A 23,899-nucleotide genomic window follows, 5' to 3' on the forward strand; every position below is an offset into this window, starting at 1 on the left:
CTAACGTCCTGATGGTTTTTCATAATAAGTGATGCTTTCTTCAACCGCTTTTTTTCTAAAAGGAGAGATTAATTTTTTTACTAACAAGTTTATCGGCACTAACGTTAGAACCATTAAAGCAAGAAATACGGCGTATATAGTAATGACTATTTTTCGTGGAAAGGAGCCCGGTTTACCCGATTTTTGAATTAACTTTCCCCACACCATGAATGAACGCGTGGCGATTTTTTCAGACCCAACCAATTTCCCATTTACTGTCACAGCATTGAGCTTCGTCAATAAGGGTTCTTTATTCTTTTCTAAATCATTATCTAATGCAGAGACTAAGCGATGACCAAAACGTTCGCTTTCTTTTAGGTCTTTTTCTGATACACCCGCTGCGGGAAATACCCAAAACGGATCTTTTTTTCCGGTAAGCAACCAGCGAGGAGTTGTAATAAAAGCGTATATAGACCCGCCTTGATCCGTTAATACGGCATTATCAATCAGCGTACCACCTAGATCGGCAATAACCGCTTTCATTTTCTCTTGTGCCATTACCCACATATCACGACAAGCAATGAAAGTAACAACTGGTTTACCTTCAATAAGCGCTTTAGCCTGTGGTGTTTTTAAAAAACCAGTGATTGGAATGGAGGGCGACAAAAACCACACCGTATAACCTAAAATAATTAAGTCATATTCATCGTCTAAATCCTCAGCAGGTTTTACTTCGCAGCCATTCATATAGATAGCTTCGGGGAATGCATCAAAAAAAGGATAAAACGACCAAGGGTATGGGTATTTATTGATAGGTTCAACACAGTGATAATCCACTTTTACTGAATCAGTTTGACGTAAAGGGGCAGTTGCTAAGTCAACAAATTTTGCTAATTGTCCACTTTGAGAGTGAGAAATAACGAGAACTTTTTTCATAAAAGAGACCTAAAACAACTTTAAGAGCTTATTAGTTGCGAGGTATTTTATAGCATCTATATTTAATATAAATAGCTAATCATTAGATTTAACAAAATGTACGGCGTCATTTGGTTATTTTATATAAATATCAATAAAGATTAACTGATGTTACTTCGAAAAATCACATAACCCTTGATATATCGCTTAACAAAAAGACAGCATACAAACTATATGCATTTATTTAACAAACTTAATTAGGGATATCATGAACAAGCTCGTATTAATTATTCTGTGTGTTTTACTTCCTCCTGTCGGTGTTTTCTTTGCTAAAGGCGTAGGTAAAGATCTATTGATCAATATCATTCTAACTGTCTTTTTCTGGATACCAGGAATGATTCATGGTCTTTGGATCGCAACTCGATAATCATAACTATTTAAACAATAAAAAAGCGAAGCTAATATAGCTTCGCTTTTTCTATTTAATACACGATATTTAAGCCGCGTTAACTTGCCATTTCTTACGTAATGCTTTTGCGGCTTTTACCATGTTTTCAAGCGCAGCTTCTGTCTCTTTCCAGTTTCGAGTTTTAAGGCCACAATCTGGGTTCACCCATAAACGCTCTACAGGAACTTTCGCTGCTGCTGTCTCAATTAAACCGATAATCCATTCTTCACTTGGAATATTAGGTGAGTGAATATCATAAACACCCGGTCCAATTTCGTTTGGATAATTAAAATCTTCAAACGCTTTTAATAATTCCATGTTTGAACGAGACGTTTCAATCGTTATCACATCCGCATCAAGTGCCGCCACCGATTCAATAATCTCATTAAATTCGCTGTAACACATGTGGGTATGAATTTGTGTTTCTGATTTTGCACTGGCTGCTGAGATCTTAAACGCTTCAACTGCCCAATCTAAATACGCTTTTTGATCGCTCTTTTTAATCGGCAAGCCTTCGCGAATCGCTGGCTCATCAATTTGAATAATATTAATGCCCGCTTGCTGAAGATCTGACACTTCGTCACGTAACACGAGAGCTAACTGCTGTGCAATTTCTTTGCGGGTAATGTCTTCACGTGGGAACGTCCAACCAAGAATAGTAACGGGACCCGTCAACATTCCTTTCATTTGTTTTTTCGTTAAAGATTGTGCATATTGAGTCCAATCGACAGTAATTGGGGCTTCACGCTCAATGTCTGCCACCACGATAGCTGGCTTAACACAACGAGAACCGTAACTTTGAACCCAACCAAATCGTGTTGCTTGAAAGCCATTTAAGTGCTCCGCAAAGTATTCAACCATGTCATTACGCTCTGCTTCACCATGCACCAGCACATCAAGATCTAAACGCTCTTGACGCTCTACTGCATCGGCAATATGCCCTTTCATCGCAGCTATATAATCTTGCTCATTCAATTTACCTGCACGATACGCACTACGCTGTTGACGAATATCAGACGTTTGTGGGAATGAACCAATGGTTGTGGTTGGTAATAATGGTAACCCTAATTTTTCAGCTTGATGCTGCGCTCGTACTGAATACGCTTCTGCGCGCTCTGCCAATGCTGGGGTAATCGCCGATAAGCGCTGTTGCACTGCCGGTTTATTAATGTGATCTGCGGTTTCTCGTTCTCGTAATGGTTGACTGTATTGATGACACGCTAGAATTGCGTTTTGGTTGCCATCAAGTGCATCCCCCAACAATGTCACTTCTTTTAGTTTCTGCTTAGCAAACGCAAACCACTGCGTTGTTTCTTGTGATAATTCCGTTTCTTGCTCCAAATCTACAGGGCTATGCAGCAGAGAACACGAACTTGCAATCCATAACTTCCCCCCCAGTTTCGCTTTTACTGGCTCTAGTTTTTCATGCAAGCGCTCTAAATCTGCTCGCCATACATTTCGACCATTGACAGCACCAACAGACAATACCCAGTCTTTAGGTAATGCATTCACAATAGTATCTAATTGCTTAGGAGCTGCTGATATATCAATGTGTAACCCATTAACGGCTAGCTCTGTAATTTTATCTAAATGATGTTCAACACCATCAAAATAAGTGGTTAGAAGTAACTTCACATCACTTTGGATCACTTGATAAGCAAGCTTGAAGGAATCTGCCCATGCTTTTGGTAATTCAAGCGCTAAAATAGGTTCATCAATTTGAACCCATTCAACACCCAATGCTGATAATTTTGAGAAAATAGCTTGGTATGCCGTTAATACACGCGGTAATAATGAAAGACGATCAAACCCTTGCTCAACTTCCTGATCGTTAATTTCTTTACCTAACCATAAGTAGCTTAGTGGGCCTAAAAGTACGGGTTTAACGGTATGACCTTGTTTTTGTGCTTCTGAAATTTCTTCAAACAATTGTGACCAACTGACGTTGAATTTATCGTCTTTTGAAAACTCAGGAACAATATAATGATAATTGGTGTTGAACCATTTCGTCATGTCTGAAGCCGCTTCACCACAACCACAGCTATTTTGTGATTGACCGCGGCCAACTCTAAATAAGGTATCTAAATCAGGAAAACCGGTATTGTGACGTGCAGGTACATGACCTAATAATAAACTTGTCGTTAATACATGATCATACCAAGCAAAATCACCCGCAGTAACAAAATCCAATCCAGACGCCGCCTGATCATTCCAATGACGCTGACGAAGCTCACTGCCTACTGATAATAATTCTTTTTGTTCGATCTCTCCGCGCCAGTATTTCTCTTGTGCGAACTTAAGTTCACGTTGAGCGCCTACTCGTGGATAACCTAAAATATGCGTTACTGTTTTTGTTTTCAATTCTGTTGTCATTGCTCTAATTCCCTTAGCCGTTTGGATGGCTAAACAATGACTCTTTTCTTTACCTAGCACAACGGAGAAATATTCACATTGATTATGAATTTATTTCAACAACAATAATTTTTTAATTAAAGTATTAACATCATTTAGCCGTCTAGATGTTTACTTTGACGATTTTTCACTTTACTGTGAAGATTATTGAACTGACTCAAACGGAACTTGAGGAATTATAATGATTGAATTAAAACACCTAAAAACCTTAGTCACACTTAGAGATACGGGATCATTAACCGCAACAGCGAATGCCCTACACCTCACTCAATCAGCACTGTCTCATCAATTAAAAGATTTTGAAACTCGCCTTGGTGGCACTGTTTTTTTACGAAAAACACGCCCTGTAAAATTTACATCTGAAGGTGAAATACTGTTAACGCTTGCTGATGATATTCTGCCTAAAATGGCCAGAGCTGAATATGACATCGCAAGTTTAAAAGAAGATCTTCATGGAAGACTGCACATGGCTATCGAATGTCATTCTTGCTTTCAGTGGTTAATGCCAGCAATTAAAGAATATCAAGTCGGTTGGCCAGAAGTAGAATTGGATTTTTCATCTGGTTTTGGTTTTGAACCTTTACCTGCATTAGTTAATGGAGATTTAGATCTGGTTATCACTTCTGATATTCAACCTCGTAATGAAGTGCATTACGAGCCTTTGTTCGATTTTGAAATGCGCCTGGTCATGGCAACCAATCACCCTCTTGCAAGTAAAGAATACATTGAACCGGAAGATTTGATCGATCAAACCATGATGACGTACCCAGTACAAAAGCAACGCTTGGATGTGGTTAAGCATTTTTTATCGCCAAACAACGTTGAACCCGCTAAATGGAAGCAGGCAGAAAACACATTAATGTTAATACAGATGGTATCCGCAGGATTAGGGGTTGCAGCATTGCCGAATTGGGCAATTAGCGAATTTTCACGACAGGGGTTGATTGAAAGTAAACCATTAGGGAAAGGGTTATGGCGAAGATTGTTCGCTGCCGTTAGAGACAGCGAACATGATAAAAAATATTTACAAGCATTTTTCTCTACTGCGAAACAGCAGAGCCAGAGTCATTTAGATGGTATTAAAATGACTTAAATGAGGTATGTTTAAAATCATTTATTCTTAAATTGATTCGTTAATGGGTCATATTTATAACCCAAGCCACTGAGCTTGTCTTGAACTCCTTCTGTATCAAGCTCATACATTCTGGATAATTCTTCTAGACTGTGACATTCCAATCGCAATTTTTCGTTAATGATGCCGAGCAGAATTCCACTTTCTAGGCCATGAGCATTACTTAAATCCAATCTTCACCCTCCATGTTGCTTAAGAGACAAGATTAGAATAGACCAGATTTTGGAAGTAAGGCGTGGGCTACATCACAAAAAACAACTGAAATTGATAATAACCAGAAATAGCCATAATAATGCTTGCTGGTACTAAAAATTGCCATTTAGCGGCTTGCTTATTAAACAAATGAAAGTTCCATAAACCAAGGCTCAGTAACATCAGTCCTAAACCAATCCCCAACTTAACGGCCATTCTGTCTAAGAAAATTTCATGAATACTTAGGGTTTGACATAGTAAAATAACAACCATCACTATTCCGCTAATAATTCCACTGATGGGTAATAATCGATGAAATGCCTGTAAGCGAGTTCGTGCCAACGTTAATAAAAGATGAGTTAACAGAGCACCAAACAAGAAAGGACCAATAAGAGCAAAAAACAATTGCGTAAATGAGCCAGAGCCTAACGCTAAGTTAACAAAACTTGCGGCTGCAAACCCATTCGCTAGAGCCATAATAATTAGAGGCCCTTTATCTCGAGTTTTACTGGTTTTAACACTAAAATAAAACCCAGCAATGGCAATAGCAGGAATAAGGTTAATGGCAAAAACCATCGCGTAAGTCATCCCAACCCCCGCAATAAGACACCAACCTAAAATTAATACTGGTAACCATTTGTGAATGCGTCCTCGTTGACCAGGACAAATATCACCTTTATGCAAAATAATAGTTAACAGGATTTGTGCACCTAACAGTGCAGGAATAAGAATATATTGTAAGGTTTGAAAAAACATAATTACGCCACTGGATTAGAATAACGCTAGTATAAACCCTATTTTAACTTCGTCTAGTGACGGTGAAAAAACAACCATACCTACTCAACATCTCAAAACATCACATCATCTCTTTCAACTTATTATCCTTTTATAGCAACAAGAACAACAAGCTAATAGCATGTTATTAACAAAATTAATTATTGTTTGTTTTAGATCATAATGAAGTTAACTAGGTGATGTGCCACAAACAAAACTTAGGTAAGTTTCTATTATGAAATGTGTAAGAAAGTGTATGTAAGTTACACAATTTTTGTATTTTTGAAACTTTATAGAAGGAAATTCCATGTTGGAGTTAATGATTGGTTTAGTGATCACCGTTTTGGTTGGTTACTTTATTGTCAAAGGATATAAGGCTGCCGGTGTTCTACTGACTGCGGGTTTAGCGTTATTAATGATTGCGGGTTTATTAGGTCATACTGTTTTACCAGCTAAAGTTGCGACAACAGGTAACTTATTAACAGACGCATTAGAATACGTGAAATACATGCTGCAATATCGTGGGGGCGGCTTGGGTATGCAAATCATGCTACTTTGTGGTTTTGCTTCTTACATGACTCACATTGGCGCAAATAATGTCGTTGTTAAACAATTTTCTAAACCATTAGCATTTATTAAATCACCTTATGTGTTACTTGTAGCGGCTTACATTGTGGCATGTTTAATGTCTCTTGCTGTAAGTTCGGCAACAGGTCTTGGTGTGCTGTTAATGGCGACCCTTTTCCCAATGATGACAGCAATGGGTATTTCTCGCCCAGCAGCAGTAGCCGTTTGTGCTTCACCAGCCGCAATCATTCTTTCTCCGACCTCTGGTGATGTTATTGTTGCAGCAGAAAAGTCTGGCCTTCCTTTACATACCTTTGCGGTTGAAACGGTATTACCAGTTTCTATCTGTGCAATCATTGTAATGGCAGCCGCCGCTTTCTTCTGGAACAAATATCTAGATAAGAAAGAAAACACGCCAATGGAAAAAGTGGATATTTCGGCAATGGAAGTAAACGCGCCTTCTTATTATGCGATTTTGCCTTTCTTGCCAATTGTGGGTGTTTTTATCTTCAACGGTGAAACGATCCCTGGTTTATCTTTAGATATTTATACTATCGTTGTAGCGTCTATCTTTATTGGCGCAATCGTCAATTTCATTACTAATCGCTTTAACGGCAGAGCAACACTTGAAGATTTAGAATCATGCTACGAAGGCATGGCCGATGCGTTCAAAGGTGTGGTAATGCTATTGGTAGCCGCAGGCGTATTTGCACAAGGTCTAATGTCAGTAGGTGCCATTGATAACCTACTTCACCTTGCTGATTCTGCTGGTGCTGGTGGTATGGCGTTAATGCTTCTTCTTACTGGTTTAACCGTAGCTGCTGCAATTGCTACCGGTTCGGGTAACGCACCATTCTATGCCTTTGTTGAGCTTGCTCCACAACTTGCGGATAAAATGGGCCTAAGCCCTGCATTCTTAATCATTCCGATGCTTCAAGCATCTAACCTTGGTCGTACTATTTCACCGGTATCAGGGGTTATCGTTGCGACATCTGGTATGGCTAAAATCAGTCCATTTGAAGTAGTTAAACGTACTTCTGTCCCTGTAATCTGCGGTTTAATTACGGTTATCGTAGGTACAATGGTACTGGTTCCTATGTACGTATAACTAAGAAAAAACCATATTAACGCCAGCAGTGTAAAACTACTGGCGTTTTTTATTACAGTAGGCACCTTTATCACAAAGAATTTACAGTTTGCTCACCCAAAATGCATCGATAGCCTATATATTTACCTCAAATATGAATCTACAATTAATAGGTAAATTAGTAATGATTAGACAAACAGCCATCCTTGTCGCTCTCTTTCTCTCCGCCACTTCTGTCGCTTATCTTTACCGTTTATTTTTATAATCTTTCTTCACATAATTCTCTTACTTAGAAAGGGGCCTTTCTTTTCTGGTTAAAACACTCTCAAATCGGTATAATTCGGCCTCCAAATTCTGAGGTGAACTAATGCACAACGTAACTCCAATAAACGAATACCCGAAATTCTGGGCAGAATGCTATGGAACAGCCCCTTTCTTTCCGACATCTCGTAAAGAAATGGACCAACTTGGTTGGGATAGCTGCGACATTATCATTGTAACTGGGGATGCGTATGTGGATCACCCAAGTTTTGGTATGGCGATCATCGGACGTTTGCTAGAAGCACAAGGCTTCCGCGTTGGTATCATTGCCCAGCCAAAATGGGAAAACAAAGACGAGTTCATGGCTCTTGGTCAACCAAACTTATTCTTTGGTATCACTGCGGGTAACATGGATTCCATGATTAACCGTTATACCTCGGATAAAAAACTTCGTCACGATGATGCTTACACTCCAAACAATGAAGGCGGTAAGCGCCCTGATCGTGCGGTATTAGTCTATTCTCAACGTTGTCGTGAAGCATTTAAAGATACCCCTATCGTATTGGGTGGTATTGAGGCAAGCCTTCGTCGTTTAGCACATTATGATTACTGGTCTGACAAAGTTCGCCGTTCTGTATTATTTGATGCAAAAGGCGACATTCTTCTGTTTGGTAATGCGGAACGTGCGTTAGTTGAGGTTGCTCACCGTCTTGCTAGTGGTGAAGACGTGAAAACAATGACCAACATCCGTGGTACTGCCGTTAACCTCGCAGCCGAACCTGAAGGATTTAAAATCATTGATTCGTCTCGTATTGAGAAACCAGGCAAAGCTGCTTTTGTTCCTATCAATCCATACGCGACAGAAGAGCAATGCGAAACTAATAAAGCTGAGGTGAAAGAAGAGCAACCACAAGTTATTACGGTAACCGCTTCTCGCCATGATTCAAAAACAACAGCAATTCGCATTCCACCGTTTGAAAAATTAAACAGTGACCGTATTCTTTATGCTCATGCTAGTCGTATTATGCATTTAGAAACGAACCCATATTCTGGTCGTGCATTAATCCAACGTCATGGTGATCGTGAGTTATGGGTAAACCAAGCGCCAATTCCTCTGACAACAGAAGAAATGGATTTTGTGTTTGATCTGCCTTATGCGCGCGTACCACACCCTATGTATGGCAAAGCAAAAATCCCTGCGTATGAGATGATTAAAACATCAGTCAACATTATGCGTGGTTGTTTTGGTGGTTGTTCGTTCTGTAGTATTACAGAGCACGAAGGTCGTATCATTCAAAACCGCTCTAAAAAATCAATTCTTAATGAATTAGAAGAAATTCGCGACAAGGTTCCTGGATTTACCGGTACGATCTCAGATCTTGGTGGCCCAACAGCAAATATGTACCGTTTAGGTTGTTCAATACCAAAAGCGGAAGCAACGTGTCGTCGACCATCTTGTGTTTTCCCTAAGATCTGTGACAAGTTAAATACCGATCACGTACATACGATTGATTTGTACCGTGAAGCACGCCAAGTAAAAGGCATAAAGAAAGTCTTAATTGCCTCAGGTGTTCGTTACGACTTAGCGATTGAATCGCCAGAATACGTACGCGAGTTAGTGACTCACCACGTTGGTGGTTACTTAAAAATTGCCCCTGAACATACTGAAAAAGGCCCATTAGATCTTATGATGAAGCCTGAGATGGGGTCATACGATCGCTTCAAAACAATGTTTGAGAAATACAGCAAAGAAGCAGGTAAGAAACAATATCTGATCCCTTACTTTATCTCGGCTCACCCGGGCACAGAAGATGAAGACATGCTGAATCTAGCGATGTGGCTGAAAAAGAACAACCTTGAGTGTGATCAGGTTCAGAACTTCTATCCATCACCAATGTGTAATGCAACGTCAATGTATTACTCAGAAACCAACCCACTAAAACGCGTTAAATATAAAAAACGTGAAGATGTGACCGTTGCAAAAGGTGAGCGTCAACGCCGACTGCACAAAGGCCTATTGCGTTATCATGATCCTAAAAACTGGAAAATGATCCGTGAAGCATTAACTGAGATGGGTAAAAAGCACCTTATTGGTGACAAACCACACTGTTTAGTACCTGAACATGACATTGATACACAAACACCGGCTGAACGTCGTCAAACTGGTCGTCATGGCGCAAAACGCTTTGCAACTAAGCATACGCAAGCGCAGTTTGATGGTGATCCTCGTACTAGCAATAATCGCAGTGGTCAAAATAATAGTAACCGCAGTGGCAAGCCTGCTACACAAGGACAGCAACAAAACCGTACAGGGAATTCTGGTTCAGATAAACCAGCCTCTAGCGGTCAAAAGAATGGGGTTCGCAACGGTTATTCAAACAACAAACCAAGTGGTAATGGCAAACCTGGTAGCAGTAAACCTACTGCAAATAAGCCAAACGGTTCAGCACCAAAACGTAATAAACCAAAACACCGTTAATTACGGTTTCTTAAATAGAACAAATTAACATGCATAAAAAAAGCGAACCTTGTCGGTTCGCTTTTTTATTATCTGAACAATGAATAATTTATCTCCCATTAATGAGAGACAAATCCCTCATCAACGGAAGCTAATATTATTTCCAGATGTATAAGTTAAACAGTTTCTTACCACGCTTAATCACGCTGTACTTACCGAATAATGCGTCTTCTTTTTTCAAAATCACTTCAGCATCAGCCACTTTTTCACCATTCACTGAAACCGCACCGTTACCGATAAATTCACGCGCCATCTTATTTGATTTTGCTAGTTCAGATTGAGTCAGTACTTCAACGATAGTTTGCTCAGAAGCCTCAAGTTCAGTCGTTGGTAGACCATCTTGTGCTAATTGTGCTAAATCGGTTTCAGTTAGAGAGGCTAAGTCACCAGAGAATAACGCGGCTGTAATGCGCTCAGAAGACGCTAAACCTTCTTCACCATGCACTAAGCGAGTGACTTCTTTAGCTAGTACACCTTGGCCAGCAGGACGACCTTGTACACTTTTGTCACTCTCTTCAATAGCAGCAATCTCATCAACAGATAAGAATGTGAAGAAACGTAAGAAATCATATACATCAGCATCTGCTGTTCCCAACCAGAATTGGAAGAATGCGTATGGTGACGTTTTGCTTGGGTCTAACCAAATTGTACCTGATTCTGTTTTGCCGAATTTAGTACCGTCTGATTTAGTCACTAGAGGTAGCGTTAGGCCGAATACTTTATTACGGTTCATACGGCGAGTTAGATCGATACCGCCAGTAATGTTACCCCATTGATCAGAACCACCGATTTGAAGCGTACATTCTTTCGCTTTATTCAATGCAGCAAAATCGTATGATTGAAGTAGCATGTAGCTGAATTCAGTAAATGAAATACCAGAACCTTCACGGTCAATACGCTGCTTCACTGATTCTTTTTGAATCATTGCGTTTACGCTGAAGTGTTTGCCGATATCACGCATGAATTCGATTACATTGATTTCACCAATCCAATCTAGGTTATTCACCACTTCTGCGCCATTTTTTGATTCATTAAAATCAACAAATGCAGACACTTGTGCACGGATTTTATTAACCCAATCACCAACAACATCTGATGTATTTAATTGACGCTCAGCCGCTTTAAAGCTTGGGTCACCAATTAGGCCAGTTGCACCGCCAACAAGTGCTAATGGCTTATGACCTGCTTGTTGAAAACGTTTAAGCACTAAAAGAGGAACAAGGCTACCAATATGTAAGCTGTCTGCTGTCGGATCGAAACCACAATAGAGAGTACGACAGTCTGTAGATAGGTGCTCAGCAAGTTCTTCATCTGCTGTACACTGTGCAATAAGCCCACGAGCTTTTAAATCCTGCAATAATTCATTTGTTGCTGTCATAGATAACCTACTTGTACTCTAAATTTCGGTATAAAAAAGAAGTCTCGATTTTACACATTTAGCGGCTAAATAACAGAGTTAGTGACTAAAAAGGCACTTCGTCGCCGTATCAATCTCTTATGATTAATTAATATCAAATATTCTCGTTACAATTGCTTTCATTTCCAGATTAGAAAAGTTCAAATTTTGACCTATATTTACGTCATAAAGTGTCATTTTGTGATGCCTAACTCAAACCTAAATAATGGTTATTTGCTAGGTATTGAATCTGCTAACTATGCCCATATTTCATTAGTAGGTGTTGCTAAGATACGCTTTACTTAGTTGCTATTTCTTTCTATCTTGCTAAGGAAAAAGAATGAAAAAGTTTGCCCGCGCTGCCGTCTTAATGGTTCTCGTCTTTGGACGACCTCAAGTACAAGCAGCCTCTTTAATTGAGTCCATTGAACCTGATTTTCAAGAAGCTAACCAATCAGAATTAGATCGCCATCATGTCCTTCATAGCTTAAATGGCCTACTTTCTATTGAAAGTTGGAACCAGTTTTCACATCAACCTTATTCCGATTTCGACATCTTAAATTCTAAAGCTCATCAAGCTCAACGAGAGTTAGAAAATATTTGTAAAGAAACCGCTCTGATTTCAAATACTCAGCCTCAATTTGCTGGCGTAAAAAGTAGCGAGCGCGCTTTATTAAAAATAGAGCAAGAATTAAGCGGGCAGGTAAATAAGCTCACAGACATCGCACGAGCAACCATCGTCGCTGATTCCATTCCTGATCTCGTGACTGCTTATGAATCATTAAATAGAGAAACAACCATACTGAGTGTAACGAATCGTTTTTCAACACCTGCTAAATCAGGGTATCGAGATATAAAACTATTAGTTGAATTGCCAAAAACAAAACTCGTTGCAGAAGTCCAATTGCATTTAAAAGACATCGCGATTGTTAAGAATGGCGCTGAACATAAAATTTACGAAGAAATACAAAATATGGAACGTCTTGTATTTGTCGAGGACAGGAAATTCACTGAATTTGAACAAGCACGCATAACAAAACTGAGAGCATTATCTCAATCTTTATATGCTAACGCTTGGAAATCTTACCTCCCAACACAAGCTCTGGCTTAATCATAAAAAAAGCCTTTTCTGTATTAGAAAAGGCTTACATTTTTTATCACACTGGATAATTAAACTTGATCACGCAATGCATCAATCGTGAGTTTTGCTTGCTGTTTAAAGTGTGCTCTTTCGCTATTATCTACAGGCGAAGCTTGAGGTAAAGGAACTTTCATTGCATTTACCGCTCGCCCATTTTTAATCAGCTCATAATGCAGGTGTGGCCCTGTTGAGCGTCCTGTATTACCACTTAATGCAATTTTATCGCCCATAGATACTTTCTGCCCTTTCTTCACCAAAATCTTACTCAAGTGAAGGTAACGCGTCATGTATTCACGGCCATGCTTAATAATCACATAATTACCCGCTAAAGGATGGTGTAAAGCTCGAACAACCACTCCATCACCCGTCGCATAAACAGAGGTGCCTACTGGAGCTGCAAAGTCTGTCCCATTATGTGGTGAAATACGCCCTGTAATTGGGTGTTTTCGGTATGGGTTAAATGGCGAACTGATTCTAAAACGCTCATGTGTTGGATAACGATCCAATGCTCGGTTTAAACTTCGGCCTTGAACATCATAATAATGACCATCCGTATGTTTCAGTAAGGTAATTTCTCTACTGCCATTTTTGTACAGTACCGCTTCAACTTCACCAGATGACACTGCCTTTCCATCAATAAATTCTTTATTTATCTCAACCGCAAATTTATCACCTTTACGTGCTTCTCTGCCAAAATCAAATTTCCACTGTAATTGCTTAGCCAATGTTTGAATTTGTCCAGGCGTTAATCCTGCTGAACGTGCTGAGTTATAAAAGTTACTCGTCACTCTGCCCGTTAGAAATACCGGTTTAATTTCACCTTTCTCTTCTAACTGCGTAAATGTGTATTTATCACCACTCCACGCGTAAACATCAGTGTCTTTTATATTACGATGAATTTTAAGTTCAGTTAATTTTCCATCATTATCTTGCTGCCATTCAAGATCAGCACCAACTCTCATGTTCGCTGCTGACTTATTCACATCCAATAATGAATACATATCCGCCATTGGTAGCGCATATTGTTTGAATATTTCACCGAGTGTTTCACCGCTTGCCACAGTATGAGAATGCACAGTATCTGCTGCATCTAACTGTTTATCGAGTTCATCTTTAGGTGCATTGAAATTAGGATCATCTTGTTCAAAGATTGTCTCAACAGGTTCACTGTTTTGATCGGCTAATGTTTGAAGATTATCACTTGATAATGACACTTCATTTCGACCTTGAACTGATGAGGAAGTACCTAGACTGTGGGTAGGTTCCCAAATTAAGATAACGCAGGTAAACAGAGATAAAGACAATAAAATAAACTTATGTCTTTTTGATAATGTACCTACTTTAGCCGCGATGGCTTTTTTATATTTTATTGACTTAGACAACGTGATAACTCATTACTGATGGTTGATAGAAATATAAAATAAGCCCCATTTTCATCCGCTTGCTGTATGGCTAAAGGATCAAGTTCCCCTTTATGCACTTCTGTTCCTCTGGTAATTGTAGTCACAATTGCCGGTTCAAACTGAGGTTCAGAAAAAACACATACCGCTTGTTGATTTAAAAGTGATTTTTTTATATTAATCAAAGTTTTTGCACCCGGTTTTCTATCCGGACTCACCGTAAAGTGCCCCAAGTTATTCATTCCAAAATAACGTTCAAAATAACCATATGCGTCATGAAAGACAAAGTAGCCTTTACTCTGCACTGGTTTTAATTGCTTTGAAATAGTCTCCACAGCCTGTGCTAACTTATTTTCAAAGGCTGCAAGATTAGACTTATATTGGTCTTTATTCAATGGATCAATTTTAATCAATTGAACCGTTATCTCTTTTGCGACACCCAAAGCTTCTTTTGGGCCTAACCAAAAATGCGGATCAGTATTGTGATGATGCCCGCTTTCTTCGGCATGATCGTCATGGCCATGTTGATCAAAATGATAAAAATCAACCGAACTAAATTCACTGATCGTGATGACATTTTTTTGGTCCGCTAACACTTTACTTAGGAAAGGTTCTAAATCATTTCCGTACCAAATGATCATATCGGCATTTTTTATTTTTTTAATGTCAGAAGGACGTAATGCATAATCATGTGGAGAAGCACTTTGTGGAACCAAGTAAGAGGACTCCGATACGCCATTTGTCAGTTCTTGCACGATTAGGTTAATCGGTTTCACTGATGACAACACGTTCATTGCTTGAGCTTGAGCGCTTAACAATGTACATAAACATAAGGCAATAAATTGATTTTTTTTACTCATTTTCTTCTCTTAAAAAATGTGATGGCGGTTGGATTTCTAAAATGTTACATTATAACACTTACTAATTGCAAACGACTCTTATTTTAAAATGACTACTTTACTCACTTTACAAGATGTCTGCGTTGTCTTTGATGACCGTCATGTTCTCGATAATATTTCATTATCCATCGAATCAAATAAGATCATTACTTTGATTGGTCCCAATGGTGCAGGTAAATCAACGTTAGTGAAAGCTATTCTCGGTTTGCAAAAACCGACCAGTGGTCAGATTAAAAGAGAAAAAAAATTACGCATTGGTTACGTACCTCAAAAAATACATTTAAATGACTCCCTTCCTCTAACAGTACAAGGCTTTTTGAAGTTAGCGGGAAAATACAGCCAACAAGAATACCTTGATGCATTAAAGCTGGTCGAGGCTGAACATTTACTTAACTCAAATATGCATAAATTATCGGGTGGCGAATCTCAGCGGGTATTACTCGCAAGAGCACTGCTACAACGTCCAGACTTACTAGTACTTGATGAACCAGCCCAAGGTGTCGATGTTCAAGGTCAAATCAGTTTGTATGCGCTAATAGAGTCAATTCGTCATCGTTTTAATTGCGCAATATTTATGGTCTCTCATGATTTGCATCTTGTGATGGCGAAAACAGACGAGGTCATTTGTTTGCAGCATCATATTTGTTGTTCTGGTGCGCCAGAGTCGATCTCTAAACACCCTAAATACATTGCATTATTTGGTCAACAACGAGATCAAGAATTGGCCTTCTACCATCATGACCACCACCACAATCATGATCTTTCTGGTGAACCTACCAATGGTTCATGCTGCAGTAAAAATAAAAAGGCATCATCATGATTGAGTTTTTACTTCCTGCTCTTTTAGCAGGATTAGGCATTGCATTACTTGCAGGGCCATTAGGTTCTTTCGTTGTATGGAGAAAAATGGCCTATTTTGGCGATACTCTCGCTCATGCCTCTTTACTTGGGTTATCTCTTGGCTTTTTATTCGACATCAACTTAAATTTAGCGTTGATCGTCTGCTGTATTGCCATCGCATTATTATTAGTTACGCTACAAAAACAACGTTTAGTCGCAACTGATACCTTACTTGGTATTTTAGCGCATAGCTCTCTCTCGCTAGGACTCGTTGCTGTCAGCTTTTTAGATAATGTGCGTGTGGATTTAATGTCTTATTTGTTTGGTGATTTACTTGCCGTTACTTATGACGACTTAATTTATATTTATACCGGCGTTATCATCGTTTTAGGTTTGATATACATTGTATGGCGCCCACTATTGTCATCCACGATCAGTGAAGAATTGGCTCAAGTTGAGGGAGTAAATGTAGAGTTAATGCGTTTAGTCTTAATGCTAATGGTTGGGTTAGTCATTGCGATATCAATGAAGTTTGTTGGTGCATTAATTATTACTTCGTTGCTAATTATTCCTGCTGCTACCGCTCGACGTTTTTCTCGTTCACCAGAACAAATGGTGCTATTCGCATCAATCTTTGGTTGTATTGCCGTTATTGCAGGTCTTGCCCTTTCTTGGCACTACGATACCCCAGCGGGCCCTTCCGTTGTTGTTTCTGGCGCAGCTATCTTTATGTTATCTCAGTTAAAGAAAACGACTCAATAACAGTCTTAATATAATAAGCTTTAGATGATACCCATAAATAAAAACCCCGAGTTCACAAGAACTCGGGGTTTATTTTTACGGTAATATCAACAGTTGATTACCAACCAGTGATTTCACGTAATCCTTTACCGATATCAGCAAGGCTCTTAACTGTTTTAACACCTGCAGCTTCAAGTGCTGCAAACTTATCTTCAGCAGTGCCTTTACCACCAGAGATGATTGCACCAGCATGCCCCATACGCTTACCAGGAGGCGCGGTAACACCTGCAATGTAAGAAACTACAGGTTTAGTTACATTATGCTTAATGAACTCAGCCGCTTCTTCTTCCGCTGTACCACCGATTTCACCAATCATTACAATTGCTTCAGTCTCTGGATCTTCTTGGAATAGCTTTAGGATATCAATGAAGTTTGAACCCGGAATTGGGTCACCACCAATACCAACACACGTTGATTGGCCGAAACCTTCATCCGTTGTTTGCTTCACGGCTTCATAAGTCAATGTACCTGAACGAGAGACAATACCTACTTTACCTTTTTTATGAATGTGACCAGGCATAATACCAATCTTACATTCATCAGGAGTAATTACACCCGGACAGTTAGGACCGATCATCACAACACCTTCAGCATCTAGACGAACTTTAACGTCAAGAAGATCAAGCGTAGGAATACCTTCTGTAATCGTTACGATTAATTTGATGCCCGCATCGATTGCTTCAAGAATCGCATCTTTACAAAAAGGTGCTGGTACATAAATAACAGAAGCGGTTGCGCCAGTTGCTTCAACTGCATCACGAACGGTGTTAAATACAGGAAGGCCTAAATGAACTTGACCACCTTTGCCTGGTGATACGCCACCAACCATTTTTGTTCCGTAATCAATTGCTTGCTCTGAATGGAATGTTCCTTGGCCACCAGTGAAACCTTGGCAGATAACTTTTGTATCTTTATTAATTAGTACAGACATTATTTGCCCTCCGCAGCAGCAACAACTTTTTCAGCCGCTTCAGTTAATGAAGTAGCCGCAATGATATTTAGGCCACTTTCAGCCAGTTTTTGTGACCCTAGTGGTGCGTTATTACCTTCAAGGCGAACAACAACAGGCACTTTTACACCCACTTCTTCAACCGCACCAATAATGCCATCAGCAATAAGGTCACAGCGAACAATACCACCAAAGATGTTAACCAAAACCGCTTTTACATTGCTGTCTGATAAGATGATCTTAAAGGCTTCTGTTACACGCTCTTTTGTTGCACCGCCGCCAACATCTAGGAAGTTAGCAGGTTGGCCACCGTGTAGATTCACGATATCCATTGTGCCCATAGCAAGGCCTGCACCATTTACCATACAACCAATGCTGCCATCTAGGGCAACGTAGTTTAATTCCCATTGTGCTGCATGTGCTTCGCGCTCATCTTCTTGAGATGGATCATGCATTTCACGCAGTTTTGGTTGACGGTACATAGCATTAGAATCAATGTTAATTTTACCATCTAGACACAGAAGGTTACCTTCTGCCGTTACCACAAGTGGGTTAATTTCAAGTAGCGCTAAATCATACTGAGCAAACATGTTGCCAAGACCTAGAAAGATCTTAACGAATTGCTTAATTTGATCGCCTTCAAGACCAAGTTTAAAGGCTAATTCACGGCCTTGGAAAGCTTGAGGACCAACTAATGGGTCAATAGCCGCTTGATGAATTAACTCTGGAGTTTCTTCAGCAATCTTCTCAATATCCACACCACCTTCAGTCGATGCCATGAACACGATACGACGCGTAGCACGGTCAACAACCGCACCTAGGTATAATTCATTTGCAATATTTGATGCTTCTTCAACCAAGACTTTCGTTACTGGTTGGCCTTTAGCATCCGTTTGAAAAGTCACTAGGTTTTTACCTAGCCACTTTTGAGCGAATTCTTTAACGCCTTCTTTTGTGTCATGCAGCTCAACACCGCCCGCTTTACCGCGACCACCAGCGTGGACTTGACACTTAACCACTTTTTTCGCAGTGCTTATACGTCCAGCCGCTTCAAAAGCTTCTTGAGCCGTATCACAAGCGTAACCTTCGGGTACAGGAAGGCCGTATTCTGCAAAGAGTTGCTTTGCTTGATATTCATGTAGGTTCATTATGTTCTATCCATTTTATGTTATTCCCTTTAATGGGAATTTTTAATGTCCTAAGACGCTCTAAGGCATCTTTCTATTTTTATCCAATAATGAAGTTGAATAAGAGGCTATCGTGAGCATGATAGCCTTTGTTTATTTCTAGATATTTATTACTAAACGTCTAGTAGTAAGCGAGCAGGATCTTCAAGTAACTCTTTAATCGTTACGAGGAAACCTACTGACTCACGACCATCGATTAGACGGTGATCATAAGAGAGTGCAAGGTACATCATTGGTAGAATTTCTACCTTTCCGTCAACCGCCATTGGACGATCTTGGATTTTATGCATACCTAGAATTGCAGCTTGTGGTGGGTTAATAATTGGGGTCGACATAAGCGAACCAAATACACCGCCATTTGTGATAGTAAAGTTACCACCAATCAAGTCTTCAACCGCTAATTTTCCATCACGGCCTTTGATTGCAAGCTCTTTGATGCCTTTTTCAATATCAGCAAAACCAAGTGCATCACAGTCTTTAAGTACTGGAGTCACTAAACCACGTGGCGTAGATACCGCCATGCTAATATCAAAATAGTTATGATAAATAATATCATCACCATCAATGGATGCGTTCACTTCAGGGTAGCGTTTAAGTGCTTCAGTTACCGCTTTCACATAGAAAGACATGAAACCTAAACGAGTGCCGTGACGCTTTTCAAACTGCTCTTGATACTGCTTACGAAGTTCCATGATTGGTTTCATGTTTACTTCATTAAACGTCGTTAGCATTGCCGTGCTGTTTTTCGCTTCCAATAAACGTCTTGCTACTGTTTTGCGAAGACGAGTCATTGGTACGCGCTTTTGGCTACGATGAGCTAATGGCGCAGCTGGCTCATTAGATACCGTGGCTTTTGCTGATGTTGCTTTTAATGCTGCAACATGTGCATCAACATCTTCACGAGTAATTCGACCACCAACACCGGTGCCTTTTACATCTGATGCTTTAATGTCATGCTCACCAAGTAAACGACGTACCGCAGGGCTTAATGCGTCATTTTTCTCTTCTGCTAACGATGCGGTGTGACGTTTATCAGGAGAAGACTCCGTCTCATTCGTCACATCTTTTGTTGGCTCACCAACAACTGCACCTAGTTTGATTTTAGCAAGCAACTGTTTAGAAAGAACCGTCGCACCTTCATCTTCAAAAATAGCTTCGAGTACACCAGCTTCAGGAGCCGGTACTTCAAGAACCACTTTATCTGTTTCAATATCTACAAGTATTTCATCACGCTCAACTGCATCACCAGGTTGTTTATGCCATGTTGCTACAGTAGCGTCTGCTACAGATTCAGGTAAATCTGGAACCAGAATTTCGATTGTCATATCCGTTTTCCTATACTTTCTAGTTCTTATCTAGGGTCAGAGCGTCTTCAACTAACGCTTTTTGTTGTTTCACGTGCACCGACATATAGCCAACTGCCGGAGAGGCAGACGCTGGACGTCCTGCATAGTGTAATATTGCGCTCGCAGGTAATGCTGAACGGAAGTTATGTTGGCTTGAGTACCAAGCACCTTGGTTTTGTGGCTCTTCTTGACACCAAACATAATCCACTACATTTGTATATTGTGCGATGGCGGCTTCTACGTCTTCTTTAGGGAATGGGTAAAGCTGCTCAATACGAACAATAGCAACATCATTCTGTTCATTAGTACGACGCTGCTCTAAAAGATCAAAATAAACCTTACCAGAACAGAACACGACGCGTTTAACTAACGCAGGATCCAGAGCATCGATTTCAGGGATTGCTGGTTGGAAATTACCTTCAGCAAGATCTTCTAGTGACGATGTACATAGAGGATGACGTAGTAATGATTTTGGTGACATTACGATCAATGGACGACGCATTGGACGAACAACTTGACGGCGCAGCATGTGATAAACCTGTGCAGGTGTTGATGGAACAACAACTTGCATATTTTGTTCAGCACACATTTGTAAGAAACGCTCAAGTCGTGCAGATGAATGCTCAGGACCTTGACCTTCATAACCGTGAGGTAATAGCATTGTAAGACCGCACATACGACCCCATTTTTGCTCACCAGAAGAGATAAATTGGTCAATAACCACTTGAGCACAGTTAGCAAAATCACCAAATTGTGCTTCCCAAATGGTTAAACCACTTGGTTCTGCCGTTGCATAGCCATATTCAAACGCAAGTACCGCCGCTTCTGAAAGCACAGAATCATGTACTTCAAATGGGCCTTGCTTATCATGAATATTTGCCAACGGAACATACGTACTCGCATCAGATTGATTATGCAGTACAGCATGACGGTGGAAAAAAGTACCACGGCCAGAATCTTGACCAGTAATACGAATTCGCTGACCCGCATCAACAAGAGTTGCATAGGCTAATGTTTCGGCCATACCCCAATCAATTGCTTTTTCACCTGCAACCATAGAAATACGATCATTACACATCTTATTCACGCGACTGTGTAATTTATGACTGTCTGGGTATTGGCAAACACGCTGACCAAGCTCAACCAAACGATTTTTATCGAATTCGTTAGCCCACTCAATATTCCAATCGTGACCAAGAAATGGAGACCAATCTACATTATGCAGTTGCATTGGACGCCACTCTTTAACCACGACTTCACCATGGTCAAGAGCATCACGATATTCATTAATTAATTGAGTTGTTGTTTCTAGCTCAAGATCTTGACGCGCAATCAATGTATCTGCATACAACTTACGAGGCGTTGGATGTTTTTTGATTTTTTGATACATCAAAGGCTGTGTAGCATTTGGTTCATCAGCTTCGTTATGACCATGACGGCGATAACAAACTAAATCAATCACAACATCACGTTTGAATTCATTACGATAATCAAGAGCAATACGAGTAACAAAAGCAACCGCTTCAGGATCATCCGCATTCACATGGAAAATCGGTGCCTGAACCATTTTAGCAATATCAGTACAATACTGCGTTGAACGCATATCTTTAGGATTCGATGTTGTAAAACCAACTTGGTTATTAATAACAATACGAATCGTACCACCAACATGGAATGCACGAGCCTGAGACATATTGAATGTTTCAGCCACCACACCTTGACCCGCAATCGCAGAATCACCATGGATAGTAATTGGAATGACTTTGTCACCTGCGGCATCATTCAAACGGTCTTGACGTGCACGAACTGAACCGATGACTACAGGGTTAACAATTTCAAGATGAGAGGGGTTAAACGCTAGGGCTAGGTGAACATTACCGCCTGGCGTAGCAAAATCAGAAGAGAAACCTTGATGATATTTTACATCACCAGTACCCCATGATTCGCCATGTTTACCCGCAAATTCATCGAATAAGTCTTGAGGTTTTTTACCAAGGACGTTGATTAACATATTCAAACGTCCACGGTGAGCCATTCCGATAACGATTTCACGACATCCATTTTCACCACCACGGCGAATAATTTCTTTCACCATCGGAACCATGGCATCGCCACCTTCCAATGAGAATCGTTTGGCGCCAGGGAATTTAGCTCCTAAGTAACGCTCTAGCCCTTCGGCGGCAGTTAGCTCTTCAAGGAAGGTTAACTTTTCTTGAGGCGTAAATGTTGGTTTACCCGCAACAGATTCTAAACGTTGTTGGATCCAACGTTTCTCTTCTGTATTAGTGATATGCATGTATTCTGCACCAACAGAACCACAATAAGTGCCTCGTAGTGCTTCATACAAATCAGAAAGCTTCATTGTCTCTTGCCCAGAAGCAAAAGAACCAACATTAAACGTTTCGGAGAAATCGGCGTCAGTTAGATTATGAAAAGCAGGTTCTAACTCTGCAACATATTCATGTTGTTGTAGCTCTAATGGGTCTAAATTCGCATTTTGGTGACCACGGAAACGGTATGCATTAATTAACTGCAAAACACGTACTTGCTTAGCATCTACATCTGGATCATTAACTTGAGCACTAACTTGCTTTGTTTCTTTCGCAAGACGACGGAAATAATCTCGTACAGGGGAATGGGCTTGTTCTGATACACCAGTATTCTCAACTGGAAGTGTATCAAAAACTTCTCTCCATTCATCGCTAACGATTTCCGGGTCACTGAGATAGAGTTCGTAGAGTTCTTCTACGTACGTTGCATTAGCGCCAGCTAAATGTGAAGACTCAAACCATGCCTTCATCACGCTATTCTGCATTATTTTCCCTTAATCCAGTAGTTTCACGTCTATCCCGGTCTTTTGTGCCGGGCTTATAAACTTCAACTTACTCACCGCTTAATAAGATTCATAAAACCAATGAGTAAGTTGAGGGAGTATGGTTATACCGCTTTCTTCAATAGCATGGTCTTAATATGACCAATCGCTTTTGTCGGATTTAACCCTTTAGGACATACACTTACACAATTCATTATGCCATGGCAACGAAAAACACTGAATGCATCGTCTAAATTAGACAAACGTTCGTTTGTTGCGGTATCACGACTATCAATTAACCAACGGTAAGCAGCAAGAAGCCCAGCAGGTCCAATGAACTTATCAGGGTTCCACCAGAATGATGGGCATGATGTCGTACAACATGCGCACATAATACATTCATACAACCCATCTAAGTGTTCACGTTCTTCAGGAGACTGTAGGTTTTCTCTAGAAGGCGGTGTAGCACCATCACTGATTAGGAAAGGTTTCACTTTCTCATAATTTTCATAGAACTGCGCCATATCGACAATTAAATCTCGAACGACAGGTAAGCCTGGTAATGGACGAATAACAAGATCACCTTTACCAATCAACTCTGATAACGGAGTGATACAAGCAAGCCCATTTTTACCATTCATATTTAAGCCATCAGAACCACATACACCTTCACGACATGAACGACGGAATGATATTGTAGGATCTTGCTCTTTTAATAAGATAAGTGCATCTAGCACCATCATATCAGAGCCTTCTTCCACTTCTAACGTATACGCCTTCATATGAGGGGCATTATCTACATCCGGATTATAACGGTAGATTGAAAAATTCAATTTCATCTTT

At 40.1% G+C, this 23,899-nt stretch carries 19 protein-coding genes; 7 read left to right on the forward strand and 12 right to left on the reverse strand.

Annotated elements, in window-relative coordinates; translation table 11 throughout:
* Positions 1-915 (reverse strand): hypothetical protein, encoded by a 915-nt coding sequence (locus AACV33_RS13380; RefSeq protein WP_023603593.1) that lies wholly within the window; start codon positions 913-915, stop codon positions 1-3.
* Between the two features lie 247 nt (positions 916-1,162).
* Between AACV33_RS13380 and AACV33_RS13385 the strand changes: the two genes are divergently transcribed.
* Positions 1,163-1,321: a YqaE/Pmp3 family membrane protein gene (locus AACV33_RS13385; protein ID WP_023603594.1), complete on the forward strand. Its 159-nt coding sequence runs from the start codon at positions 1,163-1,165 to the stop codon at positions 1,319-1,321.
* Positions 1,322-1,390: 69 nt separating this feature from the next.
* Here AACV33_RS13385 and metE read toward each other — a convergent pair whose 3' ends face one another.
* The gene (gene metE, locus AACV33_RS13390) at positions 1,391-3,715 is read right to left on the reverse strand and encodes a 5-methyltetrahydropteroyltriglutamate--homocysteine S-methyltransferase (RefSeq protein WP_182699369.1); all 2,325 of its coding nucleotides are present in this window, start codon (positions 3,713-3,715) and stop codon (positions 1,391-1,393) included.
* Positions 3,716-3,935: 220 nt separating this feature from the next.
* Between metE and AACV33_RS13395 the strand changes: the two genes are divergently transcribed.
* Entirely contained in the window at positions 3,936-4,847 is a 912-nt protein-coding gene (locus AACV33_RS13395) for a LysR substrate-binding domain-containing protein (protein ID WP_012549647.1), read from the forward strand.
* A 17-nt stretch (positions 4,848-4,864) separates the two neighbouring features.
* Here AACV33_RS13395 and AACV33_RS13400 read toward each other — a convergent pair whose 3' ends face one another.
* Entirely contained in the window at positions 4,865-5,059 is a 195-nt protein-coding gene (locus tag AACV33_RS13400; protein ID WP_012549646.1) for a DUF4250 domain-containing protein, read from the reverse strand.
* A gap of 67 nt (positions 5,060-5,126) precedes the next feature.
* The gene (locus AACV33_RS13405; protein ID WP_012549645.1) at positions 5,127-5,834 is read right to left on the reverse strand and encodes a hypothetical protein; all 708 of its coding nucleotides are present in this window, start codon (positions 5,832-5,834) and stop codon (positions 5,127-5,129) included.
* 325 nt (positions 5,835-6,159) lie between these two features.
* On the opposite strand from AACV33_RS13405, the gene dcuC reads away from it, so the two are divergent.
* A complete protein-coding gene (gene dcuC, locus AACV33_RS13410) occupies positions 6,160-7,527 on the forward strand; it encodes an anaerobic C4-dicarboxylate transporter DcuC (protein WP_017022439.1) in 1,368 nt (455 codons plus the stop codon).
* A gap of 346 nt (positions 7,528-7,873) precedes the next feature.
* On the forward strand, positions 7,874-10,246 hold the full coding sequence (locus AACV33_RS13415) for a YgiQ family radical SAM protein (RefSeq protein ID WP_182699370.1): 2,373 nt from the start codon (positions 7,874-7,876) through the stop codon (positions 10,244-10,246).
* A gap of 136 nt (positions 10,247-10,382) precedes the next feature.
* On the opposite strand, the gene tyrS is transcribed toward AACV33_RS13415, so the two are convergent.
* On the reverse strand, positions 10,383-11,663 hold the full coding sequence (gene tyrS / locus AACV33_RS13420) for a tyrosine--tRNA ligase (RefSeq protein WP_017022437.1): 1,281 nt from the start codon (positions 11,661-11,663) through the stop codon (positions 10,383-10,385).
* Between the two features lie 358 nt (positions 11,664-12,021).
* On the opposite strand from tyrS, the gene AACV33_RS13425 reads away from it, so the two are divergent.
* Positions 12,022-12,792: a phosphoribosylglycinamide formyltransferase gene (locus AACV33_RS13425; RefSeq protein WP_182699371.1), complete on the forward strand. Its 771-nt coding sequence runs from the start codon at positions 12,022-12,024 to the stop codon at positions 12,790-12,792.
* Between the two features lie 59 nt (positions 12,793-12,851).
* Here AACV33_RS13425 and mepM read toward each other — a convergent pair whose 3' ends face one another.
* Together mepM and znuA are read right to left on the reverse strand one after the other, a co-directional pair.
* Positions 12,852-14,192 carry a murein DD-endopeptidase MepM gene (gene mepM, locus AACV33_RS13430; RefSeq protein ID WP_023603597.1) on the reverse strand — a complete coding sequence of 447 codons (1,341 nt, stop codon included), beginning with the start codon at positions 14,190-14,192 and terminating at the stop codon, positions 12,852-12,854.
* On the reverse strand, positions 14,189-15,082 hold the full coding sequence (gene znuA, locus AACV33_RS13435) for a zinc ABC transporter substrate-binding protein ZnuA (RefSeq protein ID WP_017022434.1): 894 nt from the start codon (positions 15,080-15,082) through the stop codon (positions 14,189-14,191). Before znuA ends, mepM begins: the two co-directional genes overlap by 4 nt.
* Positions 15,083-15,170: 88 nt before the next feature.
* On the opposite strand from znuA, the gene znuC reads away from it, so the two are divergent.
* On the forward strand, positions 15,171-15,941 hold the full coding sequence (znuC, locus tag AACV33_RS13440; protein ID WP_012549638.1) for a zinc ABC transporter ATP-binding protein ZnuC: 771 nt from the start codon (positions 15,171-15,173) through the stop codon (positions 15,939-15,941).
* Positions 15,938-16,723, forward strand: coding sequence for a zinc ABC transporter permease subunit ZnuB (gene znuB, locus AACV33_RS13445; RefSeq protein WP_065611331.1), 786 nt, complete (start codon positions 15,938-15,940; stop codon positions 16,721-16,723). The genes znuC and znuB overlap by 4 nt, the downstream gene beginning before the upstream one ends.
* Before the next feature lie 97 nt (positions 16,724-16,820).
* Here the strand turns inward: znuB and sucD are convergent, their stop codons facing one another.
* From sucD to AACV33_RS13470, 5 genes are all read right to left on the reverse strand, one after another.
* Positions 16,821-17,693: a succinate--CoA ligase subunit alpha gene (gene sucD / locus AACV33_RS13450; protein ID WP_017022432.1), complete on the reverse strand. Its 873-nt coding sequence runs from the start codon at positions 17,691-17,693 to the stop codon at positions 16,821-16,823.
* Positions 17,693-18,859, reverse strand: coding sequence for an ADP-forming succinate--CoA ligase subunit beta (gene sucC / locus AACV33_RS13455; protein ID WP_012549635.1), 1,167 nt, complete (start codon positions 18,857-18,859; stop codon positions 17,693-17,695). Before sucC ends, sucD begins: the two co-directional genes overlap by 1 nt.
* Before the next feature lie 152 nt (positions 18,860-19,011).
* Positions 19,012-20,223 carry a 2-oxoglutarate dehydrogenase complex dihydrolipoyllysine-residue succinyltransferase gene (gene odhB / locus AACV33_RS13460; RefSeq protein WP_065611333.1) on the reverse strand — a complete coding sequence of 404 codons (1,212 nt, stop codon included), beginning with the start codon at positions 20,221-20,223 and terminating at the stop codon, positions 19,012-19,014.
* A 19-nt stretch (positions 20,224-20,242) separates the two neighbouring features.
* On the reverse strand, positions 20,243-23,059 hold the full coding sequence (gene sucA / locus AACV33_RS13465) for a 2-oxoglutarate dehydrogenase E1 component (RefSeq protein WP_023603599.1): 2,817 nt from the start codon (positions 23,057-23,059) through the stop codon (positions 20,243-20,245).
* 122 nt (positions 23,060-23,181) lie between these two features.
* Complete coding sequence (locus tag AACV33_RS13470) at positions 23,182-23,895, reverse strand: succinate dehydrogenase iron-sulfur subunit (RefSeq protein ID WP_012549632.1); 714 nt, start codon at positions 23,893-23,895, stop codon at positions 23,182-23,184.
* Between the last annotated feature and the right edge of the window lie 4 nt (positions 23,896-23,899).

This window comes from Aliivibrio sp. SR45-2, assembly GCF_963890165.1.
Lineage (GTDB): Bacteria > Pseudomonadota > Gammaproteobacteria > Enterobacterales > Vibrionaceae > Aliivibrio > Aliivibrio salmonicida.